Annotated in this window: 15 protein-coding genes and 1 pseudogene; 8 read left to right on the top strand and 8 right to left on the bottom strand. The window is 70.3% G+C overall.

What is annotated here, in order from left to right:
* The first annotated feature begins 69 nt into the window (after positions 1 to 69).
* From D7X55_RS16125 to D7X55_RS16105, 5 genes are all read left to right on the top strand, one after another.
* Positions 70 to 963, top strand: a complete 894-nt coding sequence (locus tag D7X55_RS16125) for an Hsp33 family molecular chaperone HslO (protein ID WP_120550739.1) — start codon at positions 70 to 72, stop codon at positions 961 to 963.
* A 153-nt stretch (positions 964 to 1,116) separates the two neighbouring features.
* On the top strand, positions 1,117 to 1,812 hold the full coding sequence (locus tag D7X55_RS16120) for a phosphoribosyltransferase (protein ID WP_120550738.1): 696 nt from the start codon (positions 1,117 to 1,119) through the stop codon (positions 1,810 to 1,812).
* Between the two features lie 28 nt (positions 1,813 to 1,840).
* Positions 1,841 to 3,769 carry a selenocysteine-specific translation elongation factor gene (selB, locus tag D7X55_RS16115; RefSeq protein ID WP_120550737.1) on the top strand — a complete coding sequence of 643 codons (1,929 nt, stop codon included), beginning with the start codon at positions 1,841 to 1,843 and terminating at the stop codon, positions 3,767 to 3,769.
* Entirely contained in the window at positions 3,766 to 6,270 is a 2,505-nt protein-coding gene (locus D7X55_RS16110; protein ID WP_121723491.1) for an ATP-binding protein, read from the top strand. Before selB ends, D7X55_RS16110 begins: the two co-directional genes overlap by 4 nt.
* Entirely contained in the window at positions 6,267 to 7,724 is a 1,458-nt protein-coding gene (locus D7X55_RS16105; protein ID WP_120550735.1) for a sigma-54 dependent transcriptional regulator, read from the top strand. Before D7X55_RS16110 ends, D7X55_RS16105 begins: the two co-directional genes overlap by 4 nt.
* Positions 7,725 to 8,273: 549 nt before the next feature.
* Here D7X55_RS16105 and D7X55_RS16100 read toward each other — a convergent pair.
* From D7X55_RS16100 to nuoE, 7 genes are read right to left on the bottom strand one after another with little or no spacing between them, the layout of a single operon-like run.
* On the bottom strand, positions 8,274 to 9,833 hold the full coding sequence (locus tag D7X55_RS16100) for an NADH-quinone oxidoreductase subunit N (protein ID WP_120550734.1): 1,560 nt from the start codon (positions 9,831 to 9,833) through the stop codon (positions 8,274 to 8,276).
* A gap of 15 nt (positions 9,834 to 9,848) precedes the next feature.
* Positions 9,849 to 11,540 carry a NuoM family protein gene (locus tag D7X55_RS16095; RefSeq protein ID WP_120550733.1) on the bottom strand — a complete coding sequence of 564 codons (1,692 nt, stop codon included), beginning with the start codon at positions 11,538 to 11,540 and terminating at the stop codon, positions 9,849 to 9,851.
* The gene (nuoL, locus tag D7X55_RS16090; RefSeq protein ID WP_121723490.1) at positions 11,537 to 13,765 is read right to left on the bottom strand and encodes an NADH-quinone oxidoreductase subunit L; all 2,229 of its coding nucleotides are present in this window, start codon (positions 13,763 to 13,765) and stop codon (positions 11,537 to 11,539) included. Before nuoL ends, D7X55_RS16095 begins: the two co-directional genes overlap by 4 nt.
* 25 nt (positions 13,766 to 13,790) lie before the next feature.
* The gene (nuoK, locus tag D7X55_RS16085; RefSeq protein ID WP_120527355.1) at positions 13,791 to 14,093 is read right to left on the bottom strand and encodes an NADH-quinone oxidoreductase subunit NuoK; all 303 of its coding nucleotides are present in this window, start codon (positions 14,091 to 14,093) and stop codon (positions 13,791 to 13,793) included.
* 26 nt (positions 14,094 to 14,119) lie between these two features.
* On the bottom strand, positions 14,120 to 14,626 hold the full coding sequence (locus tag D7X55_RS16080; RefSeq protein WP_120550731.1) for an NADH-quinone oxidoreductase subunit J: 507 nt from the start codon (positions 14,624 to 14,626) through the stop codon (positions 14,120 to 14,122).
* Complete coding sequence (gene nuoF / locus D7X55_RS16075; protein ID WP_120550730.1) at positions 14,623 to 15,966, bottom strand: NADH-quinone oxidoreductase subunit NuoF; 1,344 nt, start codon at positions 15,964 to 15,966, stop codon at positions 14,623 to 14,625. The genes D7X55_RS16080 and nuoF overlap by 4 nt, the downstream gene beginning before the upstream one ends.
* A 40-nt stretch (positions 15,967 to 16,006) precedes the next feature.
* Positions 16,007 to 16,495, bottom strand: a complete 489-nt coding sequence (gene nuoE / locus D7X55_RS16070; protein ID WP_120550729.1) for an NAD(P)H-dependent oxidoreductase subunit E — start codon at positions 16,493 to 16,495, stop codon at positions 16,007 to 16,009.
* 104 nt (positions 16,496 to 16,599) lie between these two features.
* Here nuoE and D7X55_RS16065 point away from each other — a divergent pair, with 104 nt between their 5' ends.
* The 3 genes from D7X55_RS16065 to serB all read left to right on the top strand — a co-directional run bounded on the left by D7X55_RS16065 (position 16,600) and on the right by serB (position 20,347).
* Complete coding sequence (locus tag D7X55_RS16065) at positions 16,600 to 17,352, top strand: TIGR02266 family protein (protein ID WP_120550728.1); 753 nt, start codon at positions 16,600 to 16,602, stop codon at positions 17,350 to 17,352.
* Positions 17,353 to 17,405: 53 nt separating this feature from the next.
* Entirely contained in the window at positions 17,406 to 19,058 is a 1,653-nt protein-coding gene (locus tag D7X55_RS16060; protein ID WP_120550727.1) for a serine/threonine-protein kinase, read from the top strand.
* Between the two features lie 98 nt (positions 19,059 to 19,156).
* Entirely contained in the window at positions 19,157 to 20,347 is a 1,191-nt protein-coding gene (gene serB / locus D7X55_RS16055) for a phosphoserine phosphatase SerB (RefSeq protein WP_120550751.1), read from the top strand.
* Between the two features lie 15 nt (positions 20,348 to 20,362).
* Here serB and D7X55_RS16050 read toward each other — a convergent pair.
* A pseudogene (locus D7X55_RS16050) lies at positions 20,363 to 20,610 on the bottom strand (hypothetical protein); the annotation flags it as partial.

The following is a 20,610-nucleotide window of genomic DNA, read 5'->3' as shown; positions in this document are numbered from 1 at the left end:
GGCAGGCGCCCCCGCCCCGTCCCTCTTCCGTTGGCGGGCGCGAGCGGGTGGGGCACGCTAACCAGCCCTATGCCTGATGAGCTTGTCAGTGGATTGTTGAAGGCGTCGGACCTGCGCCTGGTGCTGGCCACCACCGGGGACCTGTCCCGCCAGGCCCGCGCCACCCACCAGAGCATGCCGGCCTCCGCCGCGCTCCTGTCCCAGGGCCTCACCGCCGCCGCCCTCATGGGCTCGCTCCGGAAGGGCACGGACTCCCGGATCAACCTGCAACTGGAGTGCGACGGCCCCCTGCGCGGCCTCTTCGTGGACGGCGACGCCAACGGTGTCGTGCGCGGCTACGTGAAGAACACGCTGGTGGAGTACACCGGTTCGGAGGGGCGCTATCACTGGCGCCCGGTGCTGGGGAACCAGGGCTTCCTGTCCGTGCTGCGCGACCAGGGCGGCGGGGAGTACTACCGCTCGTCCGTGGAGCTGGAGCACTTCGACCTGGTGGCGGACCTGGAGCGCTACTTCCACCAGTCGGATCAGGTGCCCTCGCACCTGCTCATGGCGCAGCTGCCCTCGCTGGTGGACGGCCAGGAGGATCCGCTCGGCACCGTGGTGGGCCTCCTGGTGCAGCCCCTGCCAGACGGGGACCGGGAGGCCTTCAAGGCGCTGGGCACCCGGCTCAAGGCGCAGTTCCAGGCGGCCGTGCAGGCGCACGCGCAGGACGGGGCGGCGACGCTGCTGCGCTCGCTGGTGCCGGAGGCGGACCTGGAGATCATGTCCCGCTATCCGCTGCGCTTCACCTGCTCCTGCAGCCGAGACCGCGTGAAGCTCGCGCTCCTGGCCATGGGCCGCGAGGAGCTGAAGGACCTGCTGGAGAAGGAAGGCCAGGCGGAGGCCACCTGCCAGTTCTGCACGACGCGCTATGTCATCCCCGGCGCGGAGATCCAGCAGATGCTCACGGAGGGCACGGCCTGAGTCCGCCGCGCTGAAGACAGACATCCCGGTTCCCCGGCCTGGGCGGCGCGATGATTCAGCGCTGCACATCCTCAGGGGAGCGGGCACGGCGGTTGTGGCGGGGTCGCGGTGCTCGGGATATGACAGGGCCGCACCTCACCCGGAGCTTTCGCCGTGGCCATCAAGCGGGCAGCGCCGCCGAAGTCCCAGGACCAGCGCAACCCTTCCCCGAAGTCCTCCGTGCCCTCCGCCACCCAGAAGGATGGGGCGGAGAAGCTCGTCTCCATTCCCAATGACATGGTGCTGGCGCCCCAGGTGGAGGCCCCGCGCCAACCCACCGGCCGCGACCAGTCCCGGCACAAGTCCACGGGCGTGGTGGAGCTGTCGTGGGCGGAGTTCGACCGGAAGGTGCAGCAGCTGGCGCGCACCATCCGTCAGGCCTGGGAGCCACAGGCGGTGGTGGGCGTGGCCCACGGCGGCGTGTTCGTGGGCGGGGCGCTCGCGGGCGCGCTCGGCTGCGAGTTCTTCCCCGTGCGCATCAGCCGCCGCAGCCGCGACAAGGCCGAGCGCACCCAGGAGCGCGGCCAGCCGCAGGTGAGCGGGGAGATGCCCACGGAGCTCAAGGGCCGCCGCGTGCTCATCGTGGACGACATCGCGTCCAGCGGCGACACGCTGGAGCTGGCCACCACGCTCGCGAAGAAGGTGGGCGCGAAGGAGATCCGCACCGCGTGCCTCATCGCGCGGCCGGAGGGCTTCACGCCGGACCACGTGGGGCTGTCCACGGACTCGCTCTTCGTCTTCCCGTGGGACTACCAGCCGGTGATGGGCGACGCGCACCTCGACGACGACCCGGACAAGGCTGGAGCCTGAGGCCCGCGCGAAGGGCGCTGACGCGGCGATGATCATCGGGACGGCGGGGCACATCGACCACGGCAAGACGTCCCTCGTGAAGGCGCTGACGGGCACCGACACCGACCGGCTCCCGGAGGAGAAGCGGCGGGGCATCACCCTGGAGCTGGGCTTCGCCCACCTGCCGCTCCCCGGCGGACAGGTGGCGGGCGTGGTGGACGTGCCCGGCCATGAGCGCTTCGTGAAGGCCATGGCCGCGGGCGCGGGCGGCGTGGACCTGGCCGTGCTGGTGGTGGCGGCGGACGAAGGCGTCATGCCCCAGACGCGCGAGCACCTGGACATCTGCCGCCTGCTGGGCGTGAAGGCGGGCGTCGTCGCGCTCACCAAGGCGGACCTGCTGGAGGGCCTGGGCGAGGACTGGCGCGCGCTGGTGGAGGCGGACCTGGCCGCGCTCACCACCGGCACCTTCCTGGAGGGCGCGCCCGTGGTGCCGGTGTCCTCGCGCACGGGCGCGGGACTGCCCGAGCTGAAGGCGGCGCTCGCCCGCGCGGCGGCCACGCTGCCCAGGCGCCCCGCGGAGGGGCCCGCGTTCCTGCCCGTGGACCGGGCCTTCACCATCAAGGGCTTCGGCACGGTGGTGACGGGCACGCTGTTGTCCGGCGCGCTGGCGGTGGACGACGCGGTGGCGCTGCTTCCTGCCGTGGCCGGCGCGCGTCCGGGCCCCTTTCGCGTCCGGGGCGTGCAGGTGCATGGCCAGCCGGTGACGCGCGTGGAGGCGGGACAGCGCGCGGCGGTGAACGTGGCGGACGTGCAGACGGAGGACGTGCACCGGGGCATGGTGCTCACGCGCTCGGGCGAGCTGCCGGAGACGTCCATGCTGGACGTGGAGCTGACGCTGCTGCCCGCCGCGGAGGCGCCGCTGCCCAAGCGCCGCAAGCTGCTGTTGCACCTGGGCACCGCGCAGGTGGAGGCCACGGTGGCGCTGCTGGATTTGGACTCGCTTCCTCCGGGGGAGACGGGGCTCGCGCAGCTGCGGCTGGAGTCGCCGGTGGGCGCGCTCGTGGGCCAGCGCTTCATCCTGCGCGGCTCGCGCGCGCTGCCGGGGCGGGGCGCCACGGTGGCCGGAGGGCGCGTGCTCTCCATCACGCCGCCGCGCCGGCGCCGGGGCGCGTCCACGGTGGTGCGGCCGCTGTTGGAGGCGGACGCGGCCGGGCAGGTGGCGTGGCTCCTCAAGCAGGCGGGCTACGCGGGGCTCACGCAGACGGAGCTGTTCGGCCGCTCGGGGCTCTCTCCCAAGGTGCTCGCGCGCACGCTGGAGCTTTCGGGCGCGAAGGGGCAGGTGCTGCTGGTGGACCGCGACCGGCGGCTCTACGTGGCGCAGGACGTGTTCGAGGGCCTGCGTCAGCGCTCGCTCGCGCTGCTCGCCGCGTTCCACGAGCGTGAGCCCATGCGCGAGGGCCTGTCCCGGGAGGAGCTCCGTCAGCGGCTCTCCGCCCAGCTGGACGGGCGCCTGTTCCAGCGCGTGGTGCAGGCGCTGGTGGACTCAGGCCATGTGGAGGCGGAGAAGGACCTGGTGCGCCTGCAGGGCCGGGGCCGTACGCTGACGCTGGGCGACGAGGCCGCGCGCACGCGTCTGGCCGCGGAGCTGTCCGCGGCGGGGCTCGCGCCGCCCACCGTCACGGAGCTGTCGCAGAAGCTGGGGCTGGTTCCCGCGAAGCTCCAGGAGCTGCTGAAGGTGCTGGTGTCGGCGGGCACGGGCGTGCGGGTGAGCGAGGAGCTGTGTTTCGACGCGCGCGCGCTGGAGGAGCTGCGGGGACGGCTGGTGGCGTACCTGAAGGAGCACCGGGAGATTTCCACGCAGGGCTTCAAGGAGCTGGTGGGCCAGAGCCGCAAGTTCACCATCCCCCTGTCGGAGTACTTCGACCGGGAGAAGGTGACGCTGCGGGTGGGGGACAAACGGGTGTTGCGTCGCGGATGAGTGCCAAGGCCTACAGCGAACAGGAACTGCGTACCCTGGTGGATGCCTTCACCCAGCCCGTGCTGGTGGTGGATGGCGGTGGGATCGTCTCCGTGGCCAATGCCGGGTACGCGCGGCTGTTGGGCCTGCCCGTGGAGCAGGTGGAGGGCCGCTCCTTCCTGGACTTCGTCCAGCCGGAGGACCGCAGCCGGATGGCGGACCGCTTCCAGCGGGTGGCCACCGGCGCGCCGCTGGACGGGCGTCCCCAGCTCTACAAAATCTTCAGCGTCCAGGGCGCCACGGGCGAGCTGTACGTCCAGGCCAACCCCCTGCGGCTGGAGGGCGGGCGCTTCGCGCTCCTGCTCAGCTGCATGGTGAGGGCGGAGCGCCCCCGGGAGCTCGTGGTGGCGGAGCGGCTGGTGGACACGTCCGCGGGGCTGGTGTCCGCGCGCTCGGAGGAGGGCGTGCGGCGCGTGGCCCTGGCCGGCCTGGAGGACGCGGGCTTCCGGGCGCGGCTCTTGCGCTGGGAGGGCACGCGGTGGCTGGCGCGCGACGGCGTGTCCCTGCCGGCGGACACGCACCTGGCGCTGGAGGCGCTGTCGGACGGGCGGCCTGTCTTCGGCGGCGCGGACCAGGCGCAGCCCACGCACGCGTACCTGCCGGTGGGCGGGCCCCAGTCGGAGGTGCTCTGGGTCGCGGGTCCGTGGGTGGCGCCCCGGCACGGCTCGGTGCTGACGCTGTTCGCGAAGGTGGTGGGCGCGGCGCTCGCGGACGCGCACCTCCAGGCGGACGGCGCGCGCAGCCGCTGGGAGGTGGAGGCCGTGGCGGAGATGGCGCGCTTCGTGGCGCAGCCCGTGCCCCCGCCGCCGGAGACGTTCCTCGCGCGCGTGGCGGAGCTGCTCCAGGCCCGCGCGGTGGCGCTGCACGTCACCTCCGGGCAGGGGCAGGGCGAGGTCCCCCGGCTCGCCGCCCACGTGGGGCTGGAGGAGGGGAGTGACCGGGCCACCGGCGTGCTGCTGGCCGCGTCCCTGCGGGAGGACGGGGGCGTGCTGTCGTCGGAGTCGCAGGGGCGCGCGCTGGAGGCGCTGTCCCAGGGCCGCTTCGGCAGCGGGACGGCGGCGCGGCTCACCCGGGGCGGGGAGTGCGTGGGCGTGGTGCAGGCGCTGCGCGCGAAGGAGCGGCCTTTCGATGAACGCGACGCGCGGCTCCTGGCCACGCTCGCGGAGCTCCTGGTGACGCTGTTGGAGCAGCGCCGCCTGCGCGCGGAGTCCGCCCGCCAGCTCACGGAGACGCGCCTGCTTCTGGACCTGGCGCGCACCACGTCCGGCGTGCTGGAGACGGCCAGCATCCTGGACGTCGCGTCCGACTTCCTGGTGCACCTGCTGGACGTGTCCAACTGCTTCATCCTCCTCTACGACGAACAGGCCAAGGTGCTGCGGGGCGCGGCGGCGTCCGCGGCCCACCGCGACCTGTTCCGCACGGTGGTGGTGCCGCTGGACAGCGACGACCTGGCCGCGCGCGTGGCCCTGGAGCGCAAGCCCATCGCCGTGGAGGACCTGACGTCCGCGAGCACGTCCGTCAGCGCGGTGCTCATCGACCGGCTGGGGGAGAAGGCCCTGCTGGGCCTGCCGCTCACGTCGCGCGAGGAGCTCATCGGTGTGGTGCTGGTGGACGACGTGCGCGGCCCGCGCCCCTTCGGCCCGGAGCTGATTGACCTGGCGGAGGCGACGTGCGGCCAGCTGGCGCTGTCCATCGCCAACGCGCGCCTCTACGAATCCCTGTGGGCCAGCTACGCGGAGCTGGCCGCGACCCGCGCGGAGATGGTGAAGCGCGAGCGCTTCGCCGCGCTGGGTGAGCTTTCCGCCATCGTCGCCCACGAGGTGCGCAACCCCCTGGGCGTCATCTTCAACGCGGTGGCCACGCTCCGGCGCATCATGAAGCCCGGCGGCGACACGGCCATGCTGCTGGACATCGTCGCGGAGGAGAGTGACCGCCTCAACCGCATGGTGTCGGACCTCCTGGACTTCACCCGCCCGCGCAACCCGGTGCTCCAGCCGGAGGACCTCTTGCGCGTGCTCCAGGACGCCTTCGACGCCGCGCGGGCGCAGGCCGCCACGGAGCGCCCGGTGCACGTCTCCGTGGAGGTGGAGCCCGGCCTCACCGCGGTGCCCATGGACCGGCGGCAGATCCGCCAGGCCCTCTTCAACGTGGCCGTCAACGCCATCCAGGCCATGCCCCAGGGGGGCGAGGTCCGGGTGCGCGCGCGCCGGGACACCCACGGCGGCCGCGAGCAGCTGAGAATCGACGTGGTGGACGGCGGGCCGGGCATCCCGGCGGAGCTGCTCCACCGCGTCTTCGAACCCTTCTTCACCACCAAGGCCCAGGGCACCGGCCTGGGGCTGGCGGTGGTGAAGCGCATCCTGGAGGAGCACCGCGGCGAAATCGCCGTGGAGAGCGCCCCCGGACGCGGAACCACCTTCACCTTCTGGCTGCCGCTCACGCAGCCCCAGTCCCTCTCATGACCGACGCGACCACTCCGGTTCCCCGAGGACGCATCCTCGTGGTGGACGACCAGCGCAACATGCGCGCCACCACCGCGCTGCTCCTGCACTCGTTTGGCTACACCGTCTCCGAGGCCGCCACCGGCGAGGAGGCCCTGGGCGTGCTCTCCCAGGAGCGCGTGGACCTGCTCCTCACGGACCTGAAGATGGAGCCCATGGACGGGCTCACGCTGCTCAAGCGCGCGCTGGAGGTGGCCCCGCGCCTCCAGGTCATCATGATGACGGCCTTCGGCTCCATCGACAGCGCGGTGGAGGCCATGCGCCTGGGGGCCTACGACTACGTCACCAAGCCCTTCAAGGACGGGGAGCTGCGCTACCGCGTGGAGCGCGCCCTGGAGCGCGCCCGGCTCCAGGCGGCGGTGGACAACCTCACCTCGGAGTTCAACGAGCGCCACGGCCTGTCCGCGCTCGTGGGCCGCAGCCAGGCCATGCGCGAGCTCACCACGCGCCTGCTGCGCGTGGCCCAGAGCGACGCCACCGTCCTCATCCAGGGCGAGAGCGGCACGGGCAAGGAGCTGGTGGCCCGCGCCCTCCACGCGCACAGCCGCCGCAGCAAGCAGGCCTTCGTGCCCGTCAACTGCGCGGCCATCAGCGAGTCGCTGCTGGAGAGCGAGCTCTTCGGCCACGCCAAGGGCGCCTTCACCGGCGCGGTGAAGGCGCGCCGCGGCCTCTTCGAGGAGGCGGACAACGGCACGCTCTTCATCGACGAGGTGACGGAGACGAGCCCCACCTTCCAGTCCAAGCTCCTGCGAACGCTCCAGGACGGCGAGGTGCGCCGCGTGGGCGAGTCCACCGCGCTGCGCGTGGACGTGCGCATCGCCGCGGCCACCAACCGCGACATCGAGCTGGAGGTGAAGGAGAAGCGCTTCCGCCAGGACCTCTACTACCGCCTCAACGTGGTGCTCCTGCGCGTGCCCCCGCTGCGCGAGCGCATGGAGGACGTGCCCGCGCTGGCGGAGCACTTCCTGGCGCGCGCCAACGCCCGCAGCCCCCGGCCCCGGCGCCTGTCCGCCGCCGCCGTGGAGCACCTGATGACGTACGACTTCCCCGGCAACGTGCGTGAGCTGGAGAACCTGGTGGAGCAGGCCGCCGCGCTCGCGGAAGGCGACGAGCTGCTCGCCGAGGACTTCCCGCTGCGCCCCCAGAACCGCGTGCTGCCTGGCGCCGCTCCGGCCGAAGCCACCACCGCGGGCCTGCCCCCCACCGACGTCGCGCGCCCCGCCAGCGCGGAGACCACCGGGCCCACGCTGGCGGACGTGGTGGAGGACGCGGAGCGCCGGGCCATCGTCCAGGCCCTGGAGCGCCACGGCGTGGACCTGGCCCGCGTGGCGGACGAGCTGGGCGTCTCCTCCACCACGCTGTGGCGGAAGATGAAGCGCCTCAACCTCCGGCCTCCCACGGGCGCCCGCGAATAGCCTCTCAGCGAACTCGCACCCGCCTCCCGGTGCGAGTTCAGATCCGCAATCACCCCCGTTCAGGGATGAAAAAACCAACCTCCTGAATTCGTTGGGTGTTTTCATCCCTGAAACGCGATTTCAGGGCTGCAATGCGGAAGGGCGGGGGTGGGAGTGTCGTCCGGCCGTCTAAACCCTTGAGAACTCTCGATTTCGGTCTCTCGCGAGCGCTGGCATGGCACCTGCTAAAGGTTAGCCCGGGACGCATCGAAGCGAGGCTGAAAGTGGTTCCCCCCCACCCTTTCAGCACTTCCGGTGCGTTACCTTGAGAAGACCCGCGGCCCGACACCCTCACGGGTGCCGGGCCGCCTTCTTTTTGCGCTCCCGCATCGTCCGCCCCGTCGCCCACACCCGCATGACGCGGCGCGGATCCATTTCACTTCTGCAATGCAGCCTGGAGCCGCGGCCATGACGCCGTGAGCCATGCCCCGCAACGACAACGCCCGCCAGGGCCAGGGGCCGAGGCGGGCGTCGGGCGGCAGCGAGCTGCCGGCCCCAGGTGCTGGGTGACTACTGGCCGAACAGCGTGCCGGCCTGGGCCAGCCAGTCGGTGACGTGGCCCGGGAGGATGCCCAGCAGCACCACGGCGACGGTGGCGATGACGAGCGCGGCCTCGGTGCCCCAGTTGCGCTCCAGCGGCTGGGCGCCCTCGGGGATGGGGTGCATGAACATGTAGACGACGACGCGCAGGTAGTAATACGCGCCCGCCGCGCTGCTGAGCACCGCCACCACGGTGAGGCCCACGAGGCCCACGTCGATGGCGGCCTGGAAGATGAGCAGCTTGCTCATGAAGCCCACGGTGGGGGGGATGCCGCCCAGCGACAGCATGAAGGCCGCCATGGCGAACGCCCAACCCGGGCGGCGCTGCGCGAGGCCCGCGAAGCGCTCCAGGTCCCAGGCGGTTCCCTTCTCCTCGTCCTCACGGCGCTCCAGCGCGGAGACCATGGCGAAGGCGCCCGTCGCGCTGAAGGTGTACGCCAGCAGGTAGTAGAGGATGCCGCGCAGCGCGTCCGAGCGCGCCACGTCCAGCGGCGTGCCACCGGACAGCGACGACGCGGACAGCAGGCGGAAGCTCTCGCCCGGGGCCGCGACGAACAGCGCCGCCACGCCCAGCAGCAGGTAGCCCGCGTGCGCGATGGAGGAGTACGCCAGCATGCGCTTCACGTTGCGCTGCGGAATCGCCATCAGGTTGCCGGCGATCATCGTGAGCAGCGCCAGCGTGGCGAAGAGCATCAGCGGCAGCTTGGGGTCCATGCCCTTGCCCACCGTGACGAACACGCGCACCAGCGACGCGAACGCCGCCGCCTTCACGCCCGCGCTCATGAGGGCCGTCACCGGGGTGGGGGCGCCCTCGTACACGTCCGGCGTCCACATGTGGAACGGCACCGCCGCCACCTTGAACGCGAAGCCCGCGGCGATGAGCACCGCGCCCACGTAGACGAGCGCCGGCGTCGTGGACAGCGCCTGCTGCAGCGGCCCCGCCATGTCGTTGAGCTTCGTGGTGCCGGTGGCGCCGTAGAGCAGCGCCGTGCCGTACAGCAGGACGGCCGAGGAGAAGGCGCCCAGGATGAAGTACTTGAAGCCCGCCTCGCTGGGGCGCGTGCCGCGGCGCAGGTACGCCGTCAGCGCGTACGTCGCGATGGAGAGCACCTCGATGTTGACGAAGATGGTGATGAACTCCGACGACATCGCCAGCAGGCTCATGCCCGCGGAGGCGAAGAGCATCAGCGCGTAGAACTCACCGCGCTCCGCGCCACGCTTGCGCAGGAAGCCCACCGCGCTCAGCGCCGCCAGGCCCAGGCCCACGCTCACCACCAGGGTGAGGAAGCTGGAGAAGGGGTCCAGCACGCCGAAGCCGAGGAACACCTCCTGCGGCGGCTCGAACATCAGGCCCACGGCCACGGCGCCGCTGGCCACCGCCGCCACGACGGTGAGCACCGCCTGGTAGCCACGGGACGCCGTCGCGGAGAGGAACACCTCCGACAACAGCAGGACGCAGGCCGCCACCACCATGATGATGGCGGGCAGCATGGGGAGGAAATCCGCCAGGGTGAGATTTGGCAGGTTCATGGAGTCTTTCGGGGCCTACTCGCGGACGGCGAGCGGCGCGGCGGGAACGGAGGGGCGGGCCGCGGCGGCGGTGGAGGGCAGCGACATCACCTCCACGCGCAGCTGTCCGTCCTGCGCCTGGGTGGCGCCCGGAGCGCCCACGCTGGCGCGCGCCACGTAGCGGTCCGTGGACGGAGCAATGCGGTCCAGGAAGGGCTGCGGCATCAGGCCCATCACCGCCACCAGCACGATGAAGGGGGCCGTGGTGAGCATCTCGCGCACGTTCATGTCGCGCAGGTGCTGGTTCTCCCGGTGCGTGATGCTGCCGAAGAACACCTTCTGCACCATCCACAGCATGTACGCCGCGCCCAGGATGACGCCCAGCGTGGCGAACGCGCCAAAGCCCAGGGGCAGGCTGCTCTTGAACGTGCCCATCAGCACCAGGAACTCGCCGATGAAGCCGTTGGTGCCCGGCACCGCCACCGACGAGAAGGTGATGATGACGAACGCCGCGGTGAACACCGGCATCACCTTGGCGATGCCGCCGTAGTCCGACATCAGGCGCGTGTGGCGGCGCTCGTAGAGGAAGCCGAACAGGAGGAACAGCGCGCCCGTGGACACGCCGTGGTTGAGCATCTGGTACGCGCTGCCCGTGGCGCCCTCACTGGTGACGGCGAGCAGGCCCAGCATGCAGTAGCCCAGGTGGCTGACGGACGAGTACGCGATGAGCTTCTTGATGTCCCGCTGCGCCAGGCACATCAGCGCGCCGTACACGATGCCAATCACCGCCAGCACCGCGAGGAACGGACGGGCCTGGTGCGCCGCCACCGGGAAGAGCGGAATCGCGAAGCGCCAGAAGCCGTAGGTGCCCATCTTCAGCATCACGCCGGCAAGAATCATGGAGCCCGCCACCGGCGCCTGGACGTGCGCGTCCGGCAACCAGGTGTGCACCGGCCACATGGGGACCTTGATGGCGAACGCCAGCGCGAACGCGGCGAACATCCACGGGCCGTAGGTGTGCAGCGTGGCGGCCAGCCCCGTCAGGGAGTCGCAGTTGCCCTCCACCCCGTTGGTGCACGCGGCCAGCTGCTGATTGGCGGCCAGCAGGTTGTTGTAGAGCGTGCCGTAGTCGAACGAGCGCACGCCCGGGCCACCGCTGATGAAGTACACGGCCACGATGGCCACCAGCATCAGCAGCGAGCCGACCAGCGTGTAGAGGAAGAACTTCACCGCCGCCATGCGGCGGTCCTCGGCGCCCCACACACCCACCATCAGGTACATGGGGATGAGCATGGCCTCGAAGAAGATGTAGAAGAGCAGGACGTCCATGGACGCCAGCGCGCCCAGCATCGTCGTCTGGAGCACCAGCAGCGCCAGGTGGAACTCCTTGATGCGGTGCTGGATGTACGTGGTGGAGGCGAGCACCACCAGCGGGCCCAGGAACACCGTCAGGAGCAGCAGGCTCACCGCCAGGCCATCCACGCCCAGGTGGTAGCTCATCCCGAACTGCTGGAACCACGGGACGCGGTACTCCATCTGGAACTCCGCCCCGGACGGCTCGAAGCGGAAGTACGCCCAGACGCCGAACACCAGGTCCAGCAGCATGCCCACGAAGGTGATGGTGCGGACCTGCCCGTGTTCAGACGCGGGCAGCGCGAGCACCAGCGCCGCGAACACGAGCGGCAGGTAGATGACGACGTTCAACAGGTGGGTGTCGAAGAAGCTCATGAAAGCACCTGCACGAGGGCGTAGACCGCGCCGCCCAGGATGGCGAGCGCCATGATGGCGGCGTAGGCCTGCGCGTCACCCGTCTGGAGCCGGCGCAGCCCGAGGCCCACCTTCTCCGTGACGTACGCGGTGCCTCGCACCAGCACCGTGTCGATGACGAGCGCGTCCACCACGCGGAAGAGGATGAAGGCCACGAACTTCACCGGCCGGATGAGGATGAACTCGTAGAGCTCATCCACGTAGAACTTGTTGAGCGCCGTGCGGCGCACCGCGCGCGCGAACGCCGGCACCGGCTGGCCCACCCGCGACGGGAAGAACTTCAGGTAGGCGAACGCGGCCGCGCCGCCGCCCAGGAGCGCCCACATCCACGCGAACGCGTAGTCGCCGACGCCAGGCACGCTGGTGTCCAGCTTCACCGTCTGGGCCACGCGGGCCACCGTCTCCGCCGGGCGCAGCACGGGGGACAGGAAGTTCTCGAACACCGGCTGCGTCCCGCCGCCCGTGCGGGGCATCAGGGGCAGGGCGTACACGAAGGTGATGAAGGCGAGGAACGCCAGGATGACCAGCGGCAGCGTCATGTGCCACGCGCTCTCATGGGCGTGCGCCAGCTTCGCCTCCGGGGACCGCTTGCCCGTGAAGGTGAGCAGGTAGACGCGCGACATGTAGAACGCCGTGGAGGCGGTGATGAGCAGGCCCAGCACGTAGACGAAGCCGGACACCCACTCCAGGCCGTGCAGGTGGTTGTGGTGCACGCCGTGGAAGATGGCGTCCTTGGAGAAGAAGCCGGACATGATGGGGAAGATGCCCGTGATGGCCAGCGTGGAGATGAGGAACGTGGCGTGCGTCCACTTCATCTCCTTCCACAGGCCGCCCAGCTTCTTGATGTCCGTCTCGTCCCCGTTGCCGTGCATCACGCTGCCGGCGCCCAGGAAGAGGCAGGCCTTGAAGAACGCGTGCGTCATCAGGTGCATCGCGGCGGCCCAGAAGACGCCCATGCCCACGCCCATGAACATGATGCCCAGCTGGGACACCGTGGAGTAGGCGAGCACCTTCTTGATGTCGTCCTGGGCGAACGCGATGAGCGCCGCCAAGAGCGACGTGAGCGCGCCCACGATGGCGATGGTCGCCATGGCGGTGGGGGACAGCACGAGCAGCGCGCTCATGCGGCAGAACAGGTACACGCCCGCGGTCACCATCGTGGCGGCGTGGATGAGCGCGGAGACCGGCGTCGGGCCGGCCATCGCGTCCGGCAGCCAGACGTACAGCGGCAGCTGCGCGCTCTTGCCCGCGGCGCCCAGGAGGAAGAGCAGCATGATGGACGTCATCACGCCGCCGAAGGTGTAGCCGGACAGCGGCCCGGACTCGATGGGCGTGGCCAGGGACACCGCGCCGCCCGTGCCTTCCGGCAGGGCCAGGGCCAGCTTCTCCAGGCCCTTGAAGGTGACGGGGCCCTTCTGGGCGATGCCCTGCTCGTAGCGGGCGCGCGACGTGGACGCCGCGTTGTAGTCCCGGGGGTCCGCCTGGCGGTTGAAGGCGCTCACCGTGAGGATGAGCAGGAACGTGGCGATGAGGAACGCGAAGTCACCGATGCGGTTGGTGACGAACGCCTTGCGGCCCGCCCACGCCTTCGCGCTGTCCGTGTACCAGAAGCCGATGAGCAGGTAGCTGGCCATGCCGACGCCCTCCCAGCCCACGAAGAGCAGGACCAGGTTGTCGGCCATCACCAGCGTGAGCATCGCGGCGACGAAGAGGTTCAGGTACGCGAAGAAGCGCCAGTACCCATCGTCGTGCTCCATGTAGCTGGTGGAGTACAGGTGGATGAGGAAGCCGACGCCCGTGATGATGAGCAGCAGGATGCCCGACAGGTGGTCCACCAGCAGGCCGAAGTTCACCCGGAAGTCACCGGCGGCGAACCACGTGCCGTAGTCGTGCGCGATGGCGTAGCGGATGGTGTCCCGCTCGATGCCGAACGGGTTGGCCATGCTCACCACGCGCCCGCCGGCCGCGTCGCTGGTGGCCCAGAAGGCCAGCACGCTCAGCACGAAGGCGCCGGCGATGGCGGAGCACGCCACCAGGTGCACGTTGGCGCGGCCCAGCCACTTGCCGAACACGCCGCACACGAACGCGCCCAGGAGCGGCAGCAGGATGATCAACCCCAGCGAGGGGCTGAACACATCTGGGGGGATGGGTGCGGTTCTGAAGAACTCGACGAGGGATCCGTCCATGGGTGTGCTCAGGGGTGACGGGGCGTTAGTGCTTCATCGTCCGGATGTCGTCGACGTTCACGGAGCCGCGACTGCGGAAGACCGCGATGACGATGGCCAGACCGATGGCCGCTTCCGCGGCCGCCACGGCGATGACGAAGAAGGCGGACACGTGCCCGGTCCCTTCGCCGTGCATGCGCGCGAAGGCCAGGAACGTGAGGTTGACCGCGTTGAGCATCAGCTCCACGCACATGAAGACGACCAGCGCGTTCGTGCGCACCAGCACGCCGAACATGCCCATGCAGAAGAGGGCCGCGGCCAGCAGGAGGTAGTAGGTGATGGGGACCATTGGGTTGTCCGGAAGGTCGCGGGGGATCAGATGCGGGACTTGGCCACCACCACCGCGCCCACCATGGCCACCAGCAGGAGCAGGCTGACCGCTTCGAACGGCAAGAGCCAGGTGGTGTAGATGGTCTCGCCGATGGACGCCAGGGTGCCGAACGCCGCCTGGCCCTTCGCGTCCAGCTGCGCGGGCTGCGCGTTCATCCGGCCCAGCGTCACGGCCAGCACGGCCAGGAGGCCCAGCGCGGACGCGCCGCCCAGCAGCCGCGTCGCGGACGGCTTGCCGCGGTGGGGGGCGTCACCCAGGTTGAGCAGCATGATGACGAAGAGGAAGAGCACCATGATGGCGCCCGCGTAGACGAGCACCTGGATTGCGGCCACCGTGTGCGCCCAGAGCAGCACGTAGATGCCGGCCAGGAAGAAGAACGTCGACACCAGGGCCATGGCGGAGTTGATGGGGCTCCGCGCGGTGATGACCATCCCCGCCGACAGCAGCGTCATGACGGCGAAGACGCCGAAGAGAACCAATTCGATGTTCAAGACCAGTCTCCGAAGGAACCCCAGGGGTGGTCACCGTACGGGCAGCGGTGCTCCCGAACGTGAGCCTCGAACTCGTCCCGGAACCGCATGAGGAAGGAGTGCGTGGGCAGCGCCGCCGCGTCACCCAGCGCGCAGATGGTGTTGCCCAGGCCAATGGGCGGGTAGGGCGCGATGGAGGAGGCGACGTTCGACAGCATGTCGATGTCGCTCATCTCCGCGCGGCCTTCCTCGATCTTGCGCAGCAGGCGCGTCTGCCAGGGCGTGCCCTCGCGGCACGGGGTGCACTGGCCGCAGGACTCTTCCGCGTAGAAGCGGGCCACGCGCCAGAGGCTGCGCACCATGCAGGTGGCGTCGTCCATCACGATGACGCCGCCGGAGCCGGCCATCGTCTGCTTCATCTTCAGCGCCTCGAACTCCAGCGCCACGTCCAGCTCGTCCGCGCCCAGCACCGGCGCCGAGGAGCCGCCCGGGATGACCGCCTTGACCTTGCGGCCCTTGGGCATGCCCTGGCCGTACTTGTCGTCGTGGATCAGCTCCAGGATGGTGGTGTGCATCCCCACCTCGTAGACGCCGGGGCGGTTCACGGAGCCGGACAGGCAGACCAGGTGCGTGCCGCCGGACTTGTCCGTGCCCAGCTTCGCGTACCACTCCGCGCCCTTGGCGAGGATGGACGGCACGCTGGCGAGCGTCTCCACGTTGTTCACCACCGTGGGGCTGCCGAACAGGCCCACCACCGCGGGGAACGGGGGCTTCAGGCGGGGCCAGCCCTTCTTGCCCTCCAGGGACTCCAGGAGCGCCGTCTCCTCGCCGCAGATGTACGCGCCGGCGCCGCGGACGACGTAGCAGTCGAGCGCGAAGCCCTCCTTGCCCATCAGCGACTTGCCGAAGATGCCGGCCTTGTAGGCTTCATCAATGGCCGCCTGGGTGCGCTCCGCCTGGAACTTGAACTCGCCGCGCAGGTACACGTAGCAGGTGTGCACGCCCAGCGCGTACGACGCGATGGCGATGCCCTCCAGCATCATGTGCGGGTCGTTCTCCAGGATGTAGCGGTCCTTGAAGGTGCCCGGCTCGGACTCGTCGCCGTTGACGGCCAGGTACTTGGGCTTGGGGCTGTCCTTGGGGACGAAGCTCCACTTCATGCCCGTGGGGAAGCCCGCGCCGCCGCGGCCGCGGAGGTTGGACTTCTTCACCTCGTCGATGATGGCGGCGGGCTCCATGGAGAGCGCGCGCTTGAGCCCGTCGTAGCCGCCGCGCGAGCGGTAGCTGTCCAGGGTCCAGGACTGGGGCTTGCCCCAGGCCGCCGAGATGACGGGTTCGACCGCCTTTGCCGTAGAGGCCATGGATGAACGTCCTAGGAAAGCAAGGGGGAGGAGGAGCGGCTCACGACAGCTTGGCCAGGATCGCGTCCAGCTTCGCCTGGGTCAGCCGCTCGTGGTGATCCTCGTTGATCTGCAGGCAGGGCGCCGTCCCGCAGGACGCCAGGCACTCCGTCTCGCGCAGGGTGAACTTGTCGTTCGTCTCCCCGGCGGACAGGCCCAGCTTCTGCTCCAGGTACGCGAGCATCTTCTCCGCGCCCCAGAGCGAGCAGGACAGGTTCGTGCAGACGTCGATGACGTACTTGCCCGGCTTCTTGAGGTGGTACATCACGTAGAAGCTGGCGACCTCGTAGGCGCGCTCCGGCGTGACTTCCAGATTCTTCGCCACCAGCCGCAGACCGTCAGGAGGCAACCACCCCTTGAGGTCCTGCAGCAGGCGCAGCGCGGGAAGCATGCCGGCGCTTTTGCGATCAGAGGGGTAGTGCGAGAGGATTTCCGCGATCCCCGCGTCGAACTTCTTCTGCTCTTCAGGAGTGAACAGGGGCTCCGCCATGGCGGGCCGTACGTATTGCCGCAATGGCTTCGTTGTCAACATAAACCCTCGGCGGTAGACTGGACCGCCCTCAGCAAATTACCGAGCGATTTCAACCCCTTGTTATGAGCCTGGACCCTGCGGACCAGCGGCAGCACCCTCGTATCCCCACCATCCTCCGGGTGGACTACACCCATGGCCGGCCGCTGCGGGACGTGACGGAAAACCTGTCGGCCGGAGGGTTCTTCGTCCAGACCGAGCAGCTGTTCGCGGTGGGGGACGAGCTGCGGCTTGCACTTTCTTTCCCGGGACTGCTGGATCCGGTAGAAGTCGCCGGGACGGTGGCGTGGGTGCGCATCGCCGCGCCCGATCAGCCGGGCGGCGTGGGCATCCGTGTGGAGAGCGAGCAGGACCGGCGGCGACTGGGTGACATCTTGAGTGCGGCAGGACCCAACGACAGCGCGGCGACCCCTCAGGAGCAGGACGGGTACCGTGTGCTCATCGTCGAGGACAACCCGCACATCATCGAGATGTACAGCTACGTGCTCAAGAAGCTCGCGAGCAACGATCTGCACGGCAAGGTCCCGCTGGAGGTCCATTTCGCCCCGGACGGCCACCACGCCCTCCTGCGGCTGCGCGAGGACCGCTTCAGCCTGGTGATGCTGGACCTCTACATGCCGGTGATGGATGGCTTCGCCCTGGTGGAGCGCATCCGCGAGGAAGAGGAGCTCAAGGGCATCCCGGTCATCGCGATCTCCGCGGGCGGCAAGGAGGCCCAGGAGCGGGCGATGCAGCTGGGGGTGGACATCTACCTGCGCAAGCCTGTGCGGTTCGTGGAGGTGCTGGAGACGGTGAAGCAGCTCCTGCGCATCCGATAGGAGCCGGGCGTTGTTGATGCGCCGGGCGGGTGCCGCGTAGAGTCCGCGCACCCATGACGAAGCCCGCCATCCATCGTGACACCGTCAGTGGCGAGGCGCTGCTCATCCTGCAGAATCTGCGGGAGAACGGCCGCCTGGGACGCTCGAACAAGCTGGCCGACGTCAAGGCCGCCCTCGAGCCGTCCGTCTCGCTGGAGTTCGACAGCTACTTCTTCTTCCTGCGCAAGTTCCACTACATCGCCATGGACCGCGAGGCCCAGCTGAAGCTCACCGAAACGGGTGAGCGGGTGGTGGAGGGCGACCTGCAGGACCGGTTCGCGTCGGAGGTCGACGACTTCTTCGCGGATCAGCTCCTCCCGGCGGAGGACGCCACGCACATCGGCCGCCCGCTGGACGAGGACGAACCGATGAGCGTCCCGCCGCCGCCGCCGGAGCTGCTGCTGGACGAGACGGAGGTGGATCCGTCCTCCCTGGCCTCGGCCGCGACGCCGGTCCCGGTGTCCCCGCCACCCATGCCGCCGTCGCGCACGCAGCGCGTGGCGATGCCGGCGCTGGACCTGGGGCAGGCCGCGACGCAGATGCAGCCCGCCGCCCAGCCGTCGCCCATCGCGCCGCCGCCCTCCCAGCCGGCGCGTCCGGAAGGTTCGGCGGAAGGACGCCGGGAGACCTTCATCGGGCTGCCGCCGGCTCCGGCGTCCCAGCCCATCGTGGTGACCGCGCCGGCTCCCAGCGCGTCCCAGCCGCTCATCATCACCCCTCCGCTCTCCGCCGCGCCCGCTCCAATGCCCCCTTCCGCCACGACTCCCGCTCCCGCGGCCCCGGTTCCCGCCGCCGCTGCCGCCGCGAAGGGCTCCAGCGACCTGGACCTGCGCTACCAGAAGTTCGACCCCATCGGCACGGGGCCGCTGGGGACGGTCTTCAAGGGCCGCTACAACGCCCTGGGCCTGGACATCTGCATCAAGGAGCTGAAGGACATCTTCGGCTACTTCTCCTTCCTGCAGCGCGGTGAGGTCCTCAAGCGCCTGAAGAAGGAGCTGTGCGCGCAGGCGCAGGTGCGCCACCCGGGCGTGGTGCAGATCCTCGACCAGAACGTGGACTCGGCGCGGCCCTACTTCGTGGTGGAGCTGATGCGCGGCAGCCTGAAGGAGCGGCTGGAGGCGGCCGGCGGCAAGGGCATTGACGTGCAGCACGCGCTGCGCACCTTCCTGCAGCTGGCGTACGGCCTGAAGGCCGCGCACGCGGCGGGGCTCACGCACCACAACATCAAGCCGGAGAACGTCCTCTTCGACGCGTACGGCAACGCGAAGCTCGCCGACTTCGGCATGAGCCGCGTGGTGGAGGTGGACGCGACGAAGGGCATGCCCCAGGTGTTCGTGGGCACGGGCGGCATGGTCTACATGGCGCCGGAGCTGATGAACAAGGGCGTCCAGGAGGCGGGCCCGTCCGCGGACGTGTACGCGCTGGGCATCCTGCTCTACGAGATGTTCACCGGTCAGATTCCGGGCCGCCGCTCGCCGCTGCCCTCGGAGGTGAACCCGGAGGCGCCCAGCGGGCTGGATCAGCTCTTCGACAAGGCCACGCAGGACCGCCGCGAGCAGCGCTACCCCGACGTGGACGCGATGCTGGCGGACTTCTACAAGGCCTTCCCGGAGCGCGAGTTCCTGGAGCGCGGCTCGCTCATCCTGTCTTCGGATCCGCAGGAGTAGTCGTTGGCAGGGCAGGCGGGCCTCTTCGTGAGGCCCGCCCGTCCCTGGATGGACGGACTCGCCCGTCCCCGCGGAGACCTGTCAGAGTGCCGGCGCCCATGTCCACGCGCTCCTCCGACAGCGTCCTCCTCACCGTCACCGGCAGGGACGGCCCCGATACCACCGCTCGTTTGACCGGCCTGCTCGCGCAGGCGGGCGCGGAGCTGCTCGACGTGGAGCAGGTCGTGGTGCAGGGCCTGCTCACCCTGGCCCTCTGGGTGCGCCTCCCCGGAGGGGAGGCCCTTCAGGGGCTGCCCGAGCTGGCCCGGGAGTTGGGCGTCACGGTGGACGTGCGCGCGGTGCCTCCGTCCGCCGAGCCCGTGGGCCCGGAGCCCTTGCGCTACGTCGTCACCGCGGTGGGCAAGGCGCTGGGCGTGCGCGACGTGCACGCGCTGACGCGGGAGCTGGTGGCGGGCCACGCGCGCGTGGAGCGCATCACCCGGCTGAGCGAGACGCCGCTCGCGGCGGTGGAGCTGCACGTCACGCTGCCGCCGGACGCGGATGCCACGGCGCTCAAGCGCGCGCTCCTGGCGCTGTCCATGGCGAGCCCCACCTTCGACGTGGCGCTCCAGCGCGAGAGCCTCTACCGGCGCGGCAAGCGGATGGTGGTGATGGACATGGACTCCACGCTCATCCGCATCGAGGTCATCGACGAGCTGGCGCGCGCGTACGGCGTCCACGCGAAGGTGGCCGCCATCACCGAGCGCGCGATGCACGGGGAGATGGACTACGACGAATCCCTGCGCCAGCGCGTGGCGCTGCTCGCGGGGCTGGACGCGCGCGTGCTGCACGAGCTGGCCGCGAACCTGCCGCTCACGGAGGGCGCGGAGACGCTGATGCGCGTGCTCCGGCGCCTGGGCTACCGCACCGCGGTCATCAGCGGCGGCTTCTCCGTGGCGGCGGAGGCGCTCCAGAAGCGGCTGGGCATCGACTTCGCGTACTCCAACGCGCTGGAGGTCCAGGACGGCAAGCTCACCGGCCGCACCGTGGGCACCATCGTCAACGCGCGCCGCAAGGCGGAGCTGCTGGAGACGCTGGTGAAGCAGGAGGGCATCCTGCTGGAGCAGGTCATCGCCGTGGGCGACGGGGCCAACGACTTGCTGATGCTGGAGAAGGCGGGCCTGGGCATCGCCTTCCGCGCCAAGCCGAAGCTGCGTGAGGCCGCCGACACGTCCATCTCCGCCGGCGGGCTGGACACCATCCTCACGCTGCTGGGGCTCACCGCGCGCGAGCTGCGCGAGGTGGGCTGAAGACAAACTCCAAAGTCAGACGCGCATGCGCGCGGCCAGCTCGCGCTGCTGCACGGTGCCCTTCTCGAAGACGAGCTCCAGCAGGGCGCGCAGAATCTTGGAGCTCTTCTCCTGGTTCTGCTGCACCGTCTGCAGGCGGACCAGGTCCTCCTCCGTCCACTCGTTGGTGGGCGTGCCGCCCGCGAGGATTTCATCCAGGATGTCCGAGGCGCTGGAGCCCGCGTTCGCGGAGGGGGCAGGGGCCGCGCGCGCGGCCCCTGCCC

The sequence above is a fragment of the Corallococcus sp. AB049A genome, from assembly GCF_003668885.1.
GTDB classification, from domain to species: domain Bacteria; phylum Myxococcota; class Myxococcia; order Myxococcales; family Myxococcaceae; genus Corallococcus; species Corallococcus interemptor.
This window is presented reverse-complemented; position numbering and strand designations above follow the sequence as displayed.

Coding starts and splice junctions, on each gene's coding strand:
- D7X55_RS16125 (WP_120550739.1), top strand. CDS start 70: ATGCCTGATGAGCTTGTCAGTGGATTGTTGAAGGCGTCGGACCTGCGC.
- selB (WP_120550737.1), top strand. CDS start 1,841: ATGATCATCGGGACGGCGGGGCACATCGACCACGGCAAGACGTCCCTC.
- D7X55_RS16110 (WP_121723491.1), top strand. CDS start 3,766: ATGAGTGCCAAGGCCTACAGCGAACAGGAACTGCGTACCCTGGTGGAT.
- D7X55_RS16105 (WP_120550735.1), top strand. CDS start 6,267: ATGACCGACGCGACCACTCCGGTTCCCCGAGGACGCATCCTCGTGGTG.
- D7X55_RS16100 (WP_120550734.1), bottom strand. CDS start 9,833: ATGAACCTGCCAAATCTCACCCTGGCGGATTTCCTCCCCATGCTGCCC.
- D7X55_RS16095 (WP_120550733.1), bottom strand. CDS start 11,540: ATGAGCTTCTTCGACACCCACCTGTTGAACGTCGTCATCTACCTGCCG.
- nuoL (WP_121723490.1), bottom strand. CDS start 13,765: ATGGACGGATCCCTCGTCGAGTTCTTCAGAACCGCACCCATCCCCCCA.
- nuoK (WP_120527355.1), bottom strand. CDS start 14,093: ATGGTCCCCATCACCTACTACCTCCTGCTGGCCGCGGCCCTCTTCTGC.
- nuoF (WP_120550730.1), bottom strand. CDS start 15,966: ATGGCCTCTACGGCAAAGGCGGTCGAACCCGTCATCTCGGCGGCCTGG.
- nuoE (WP_120550729.1), bottom strand. CDS start 16,495: ATGGCGGAGCCCCTGTTCACTCCTGAAGAGCAGAAGAAGTTCGACGCG.
- D7X55_RS16065 (WP_120550728.1), top strand. CDS start 16,600: ATGAGCCTGGACCCTGCGGACCAGCGGCAGCACCCTCGTATCCCCACC.
- D7X55_RS16060 (WP_120550727.1), top strand. CDS start 17,406: ATGACGAAGCCCGCCATCCATCGTGACACCGTCAGTGGCGAGGCGCTG.
- serB (WP_120550751.1), top strand. CDS start 19,157: ATGTCCACGCGCTCCTCCGACAGCGTCCTCCTCACCGTCACCGGCAGG.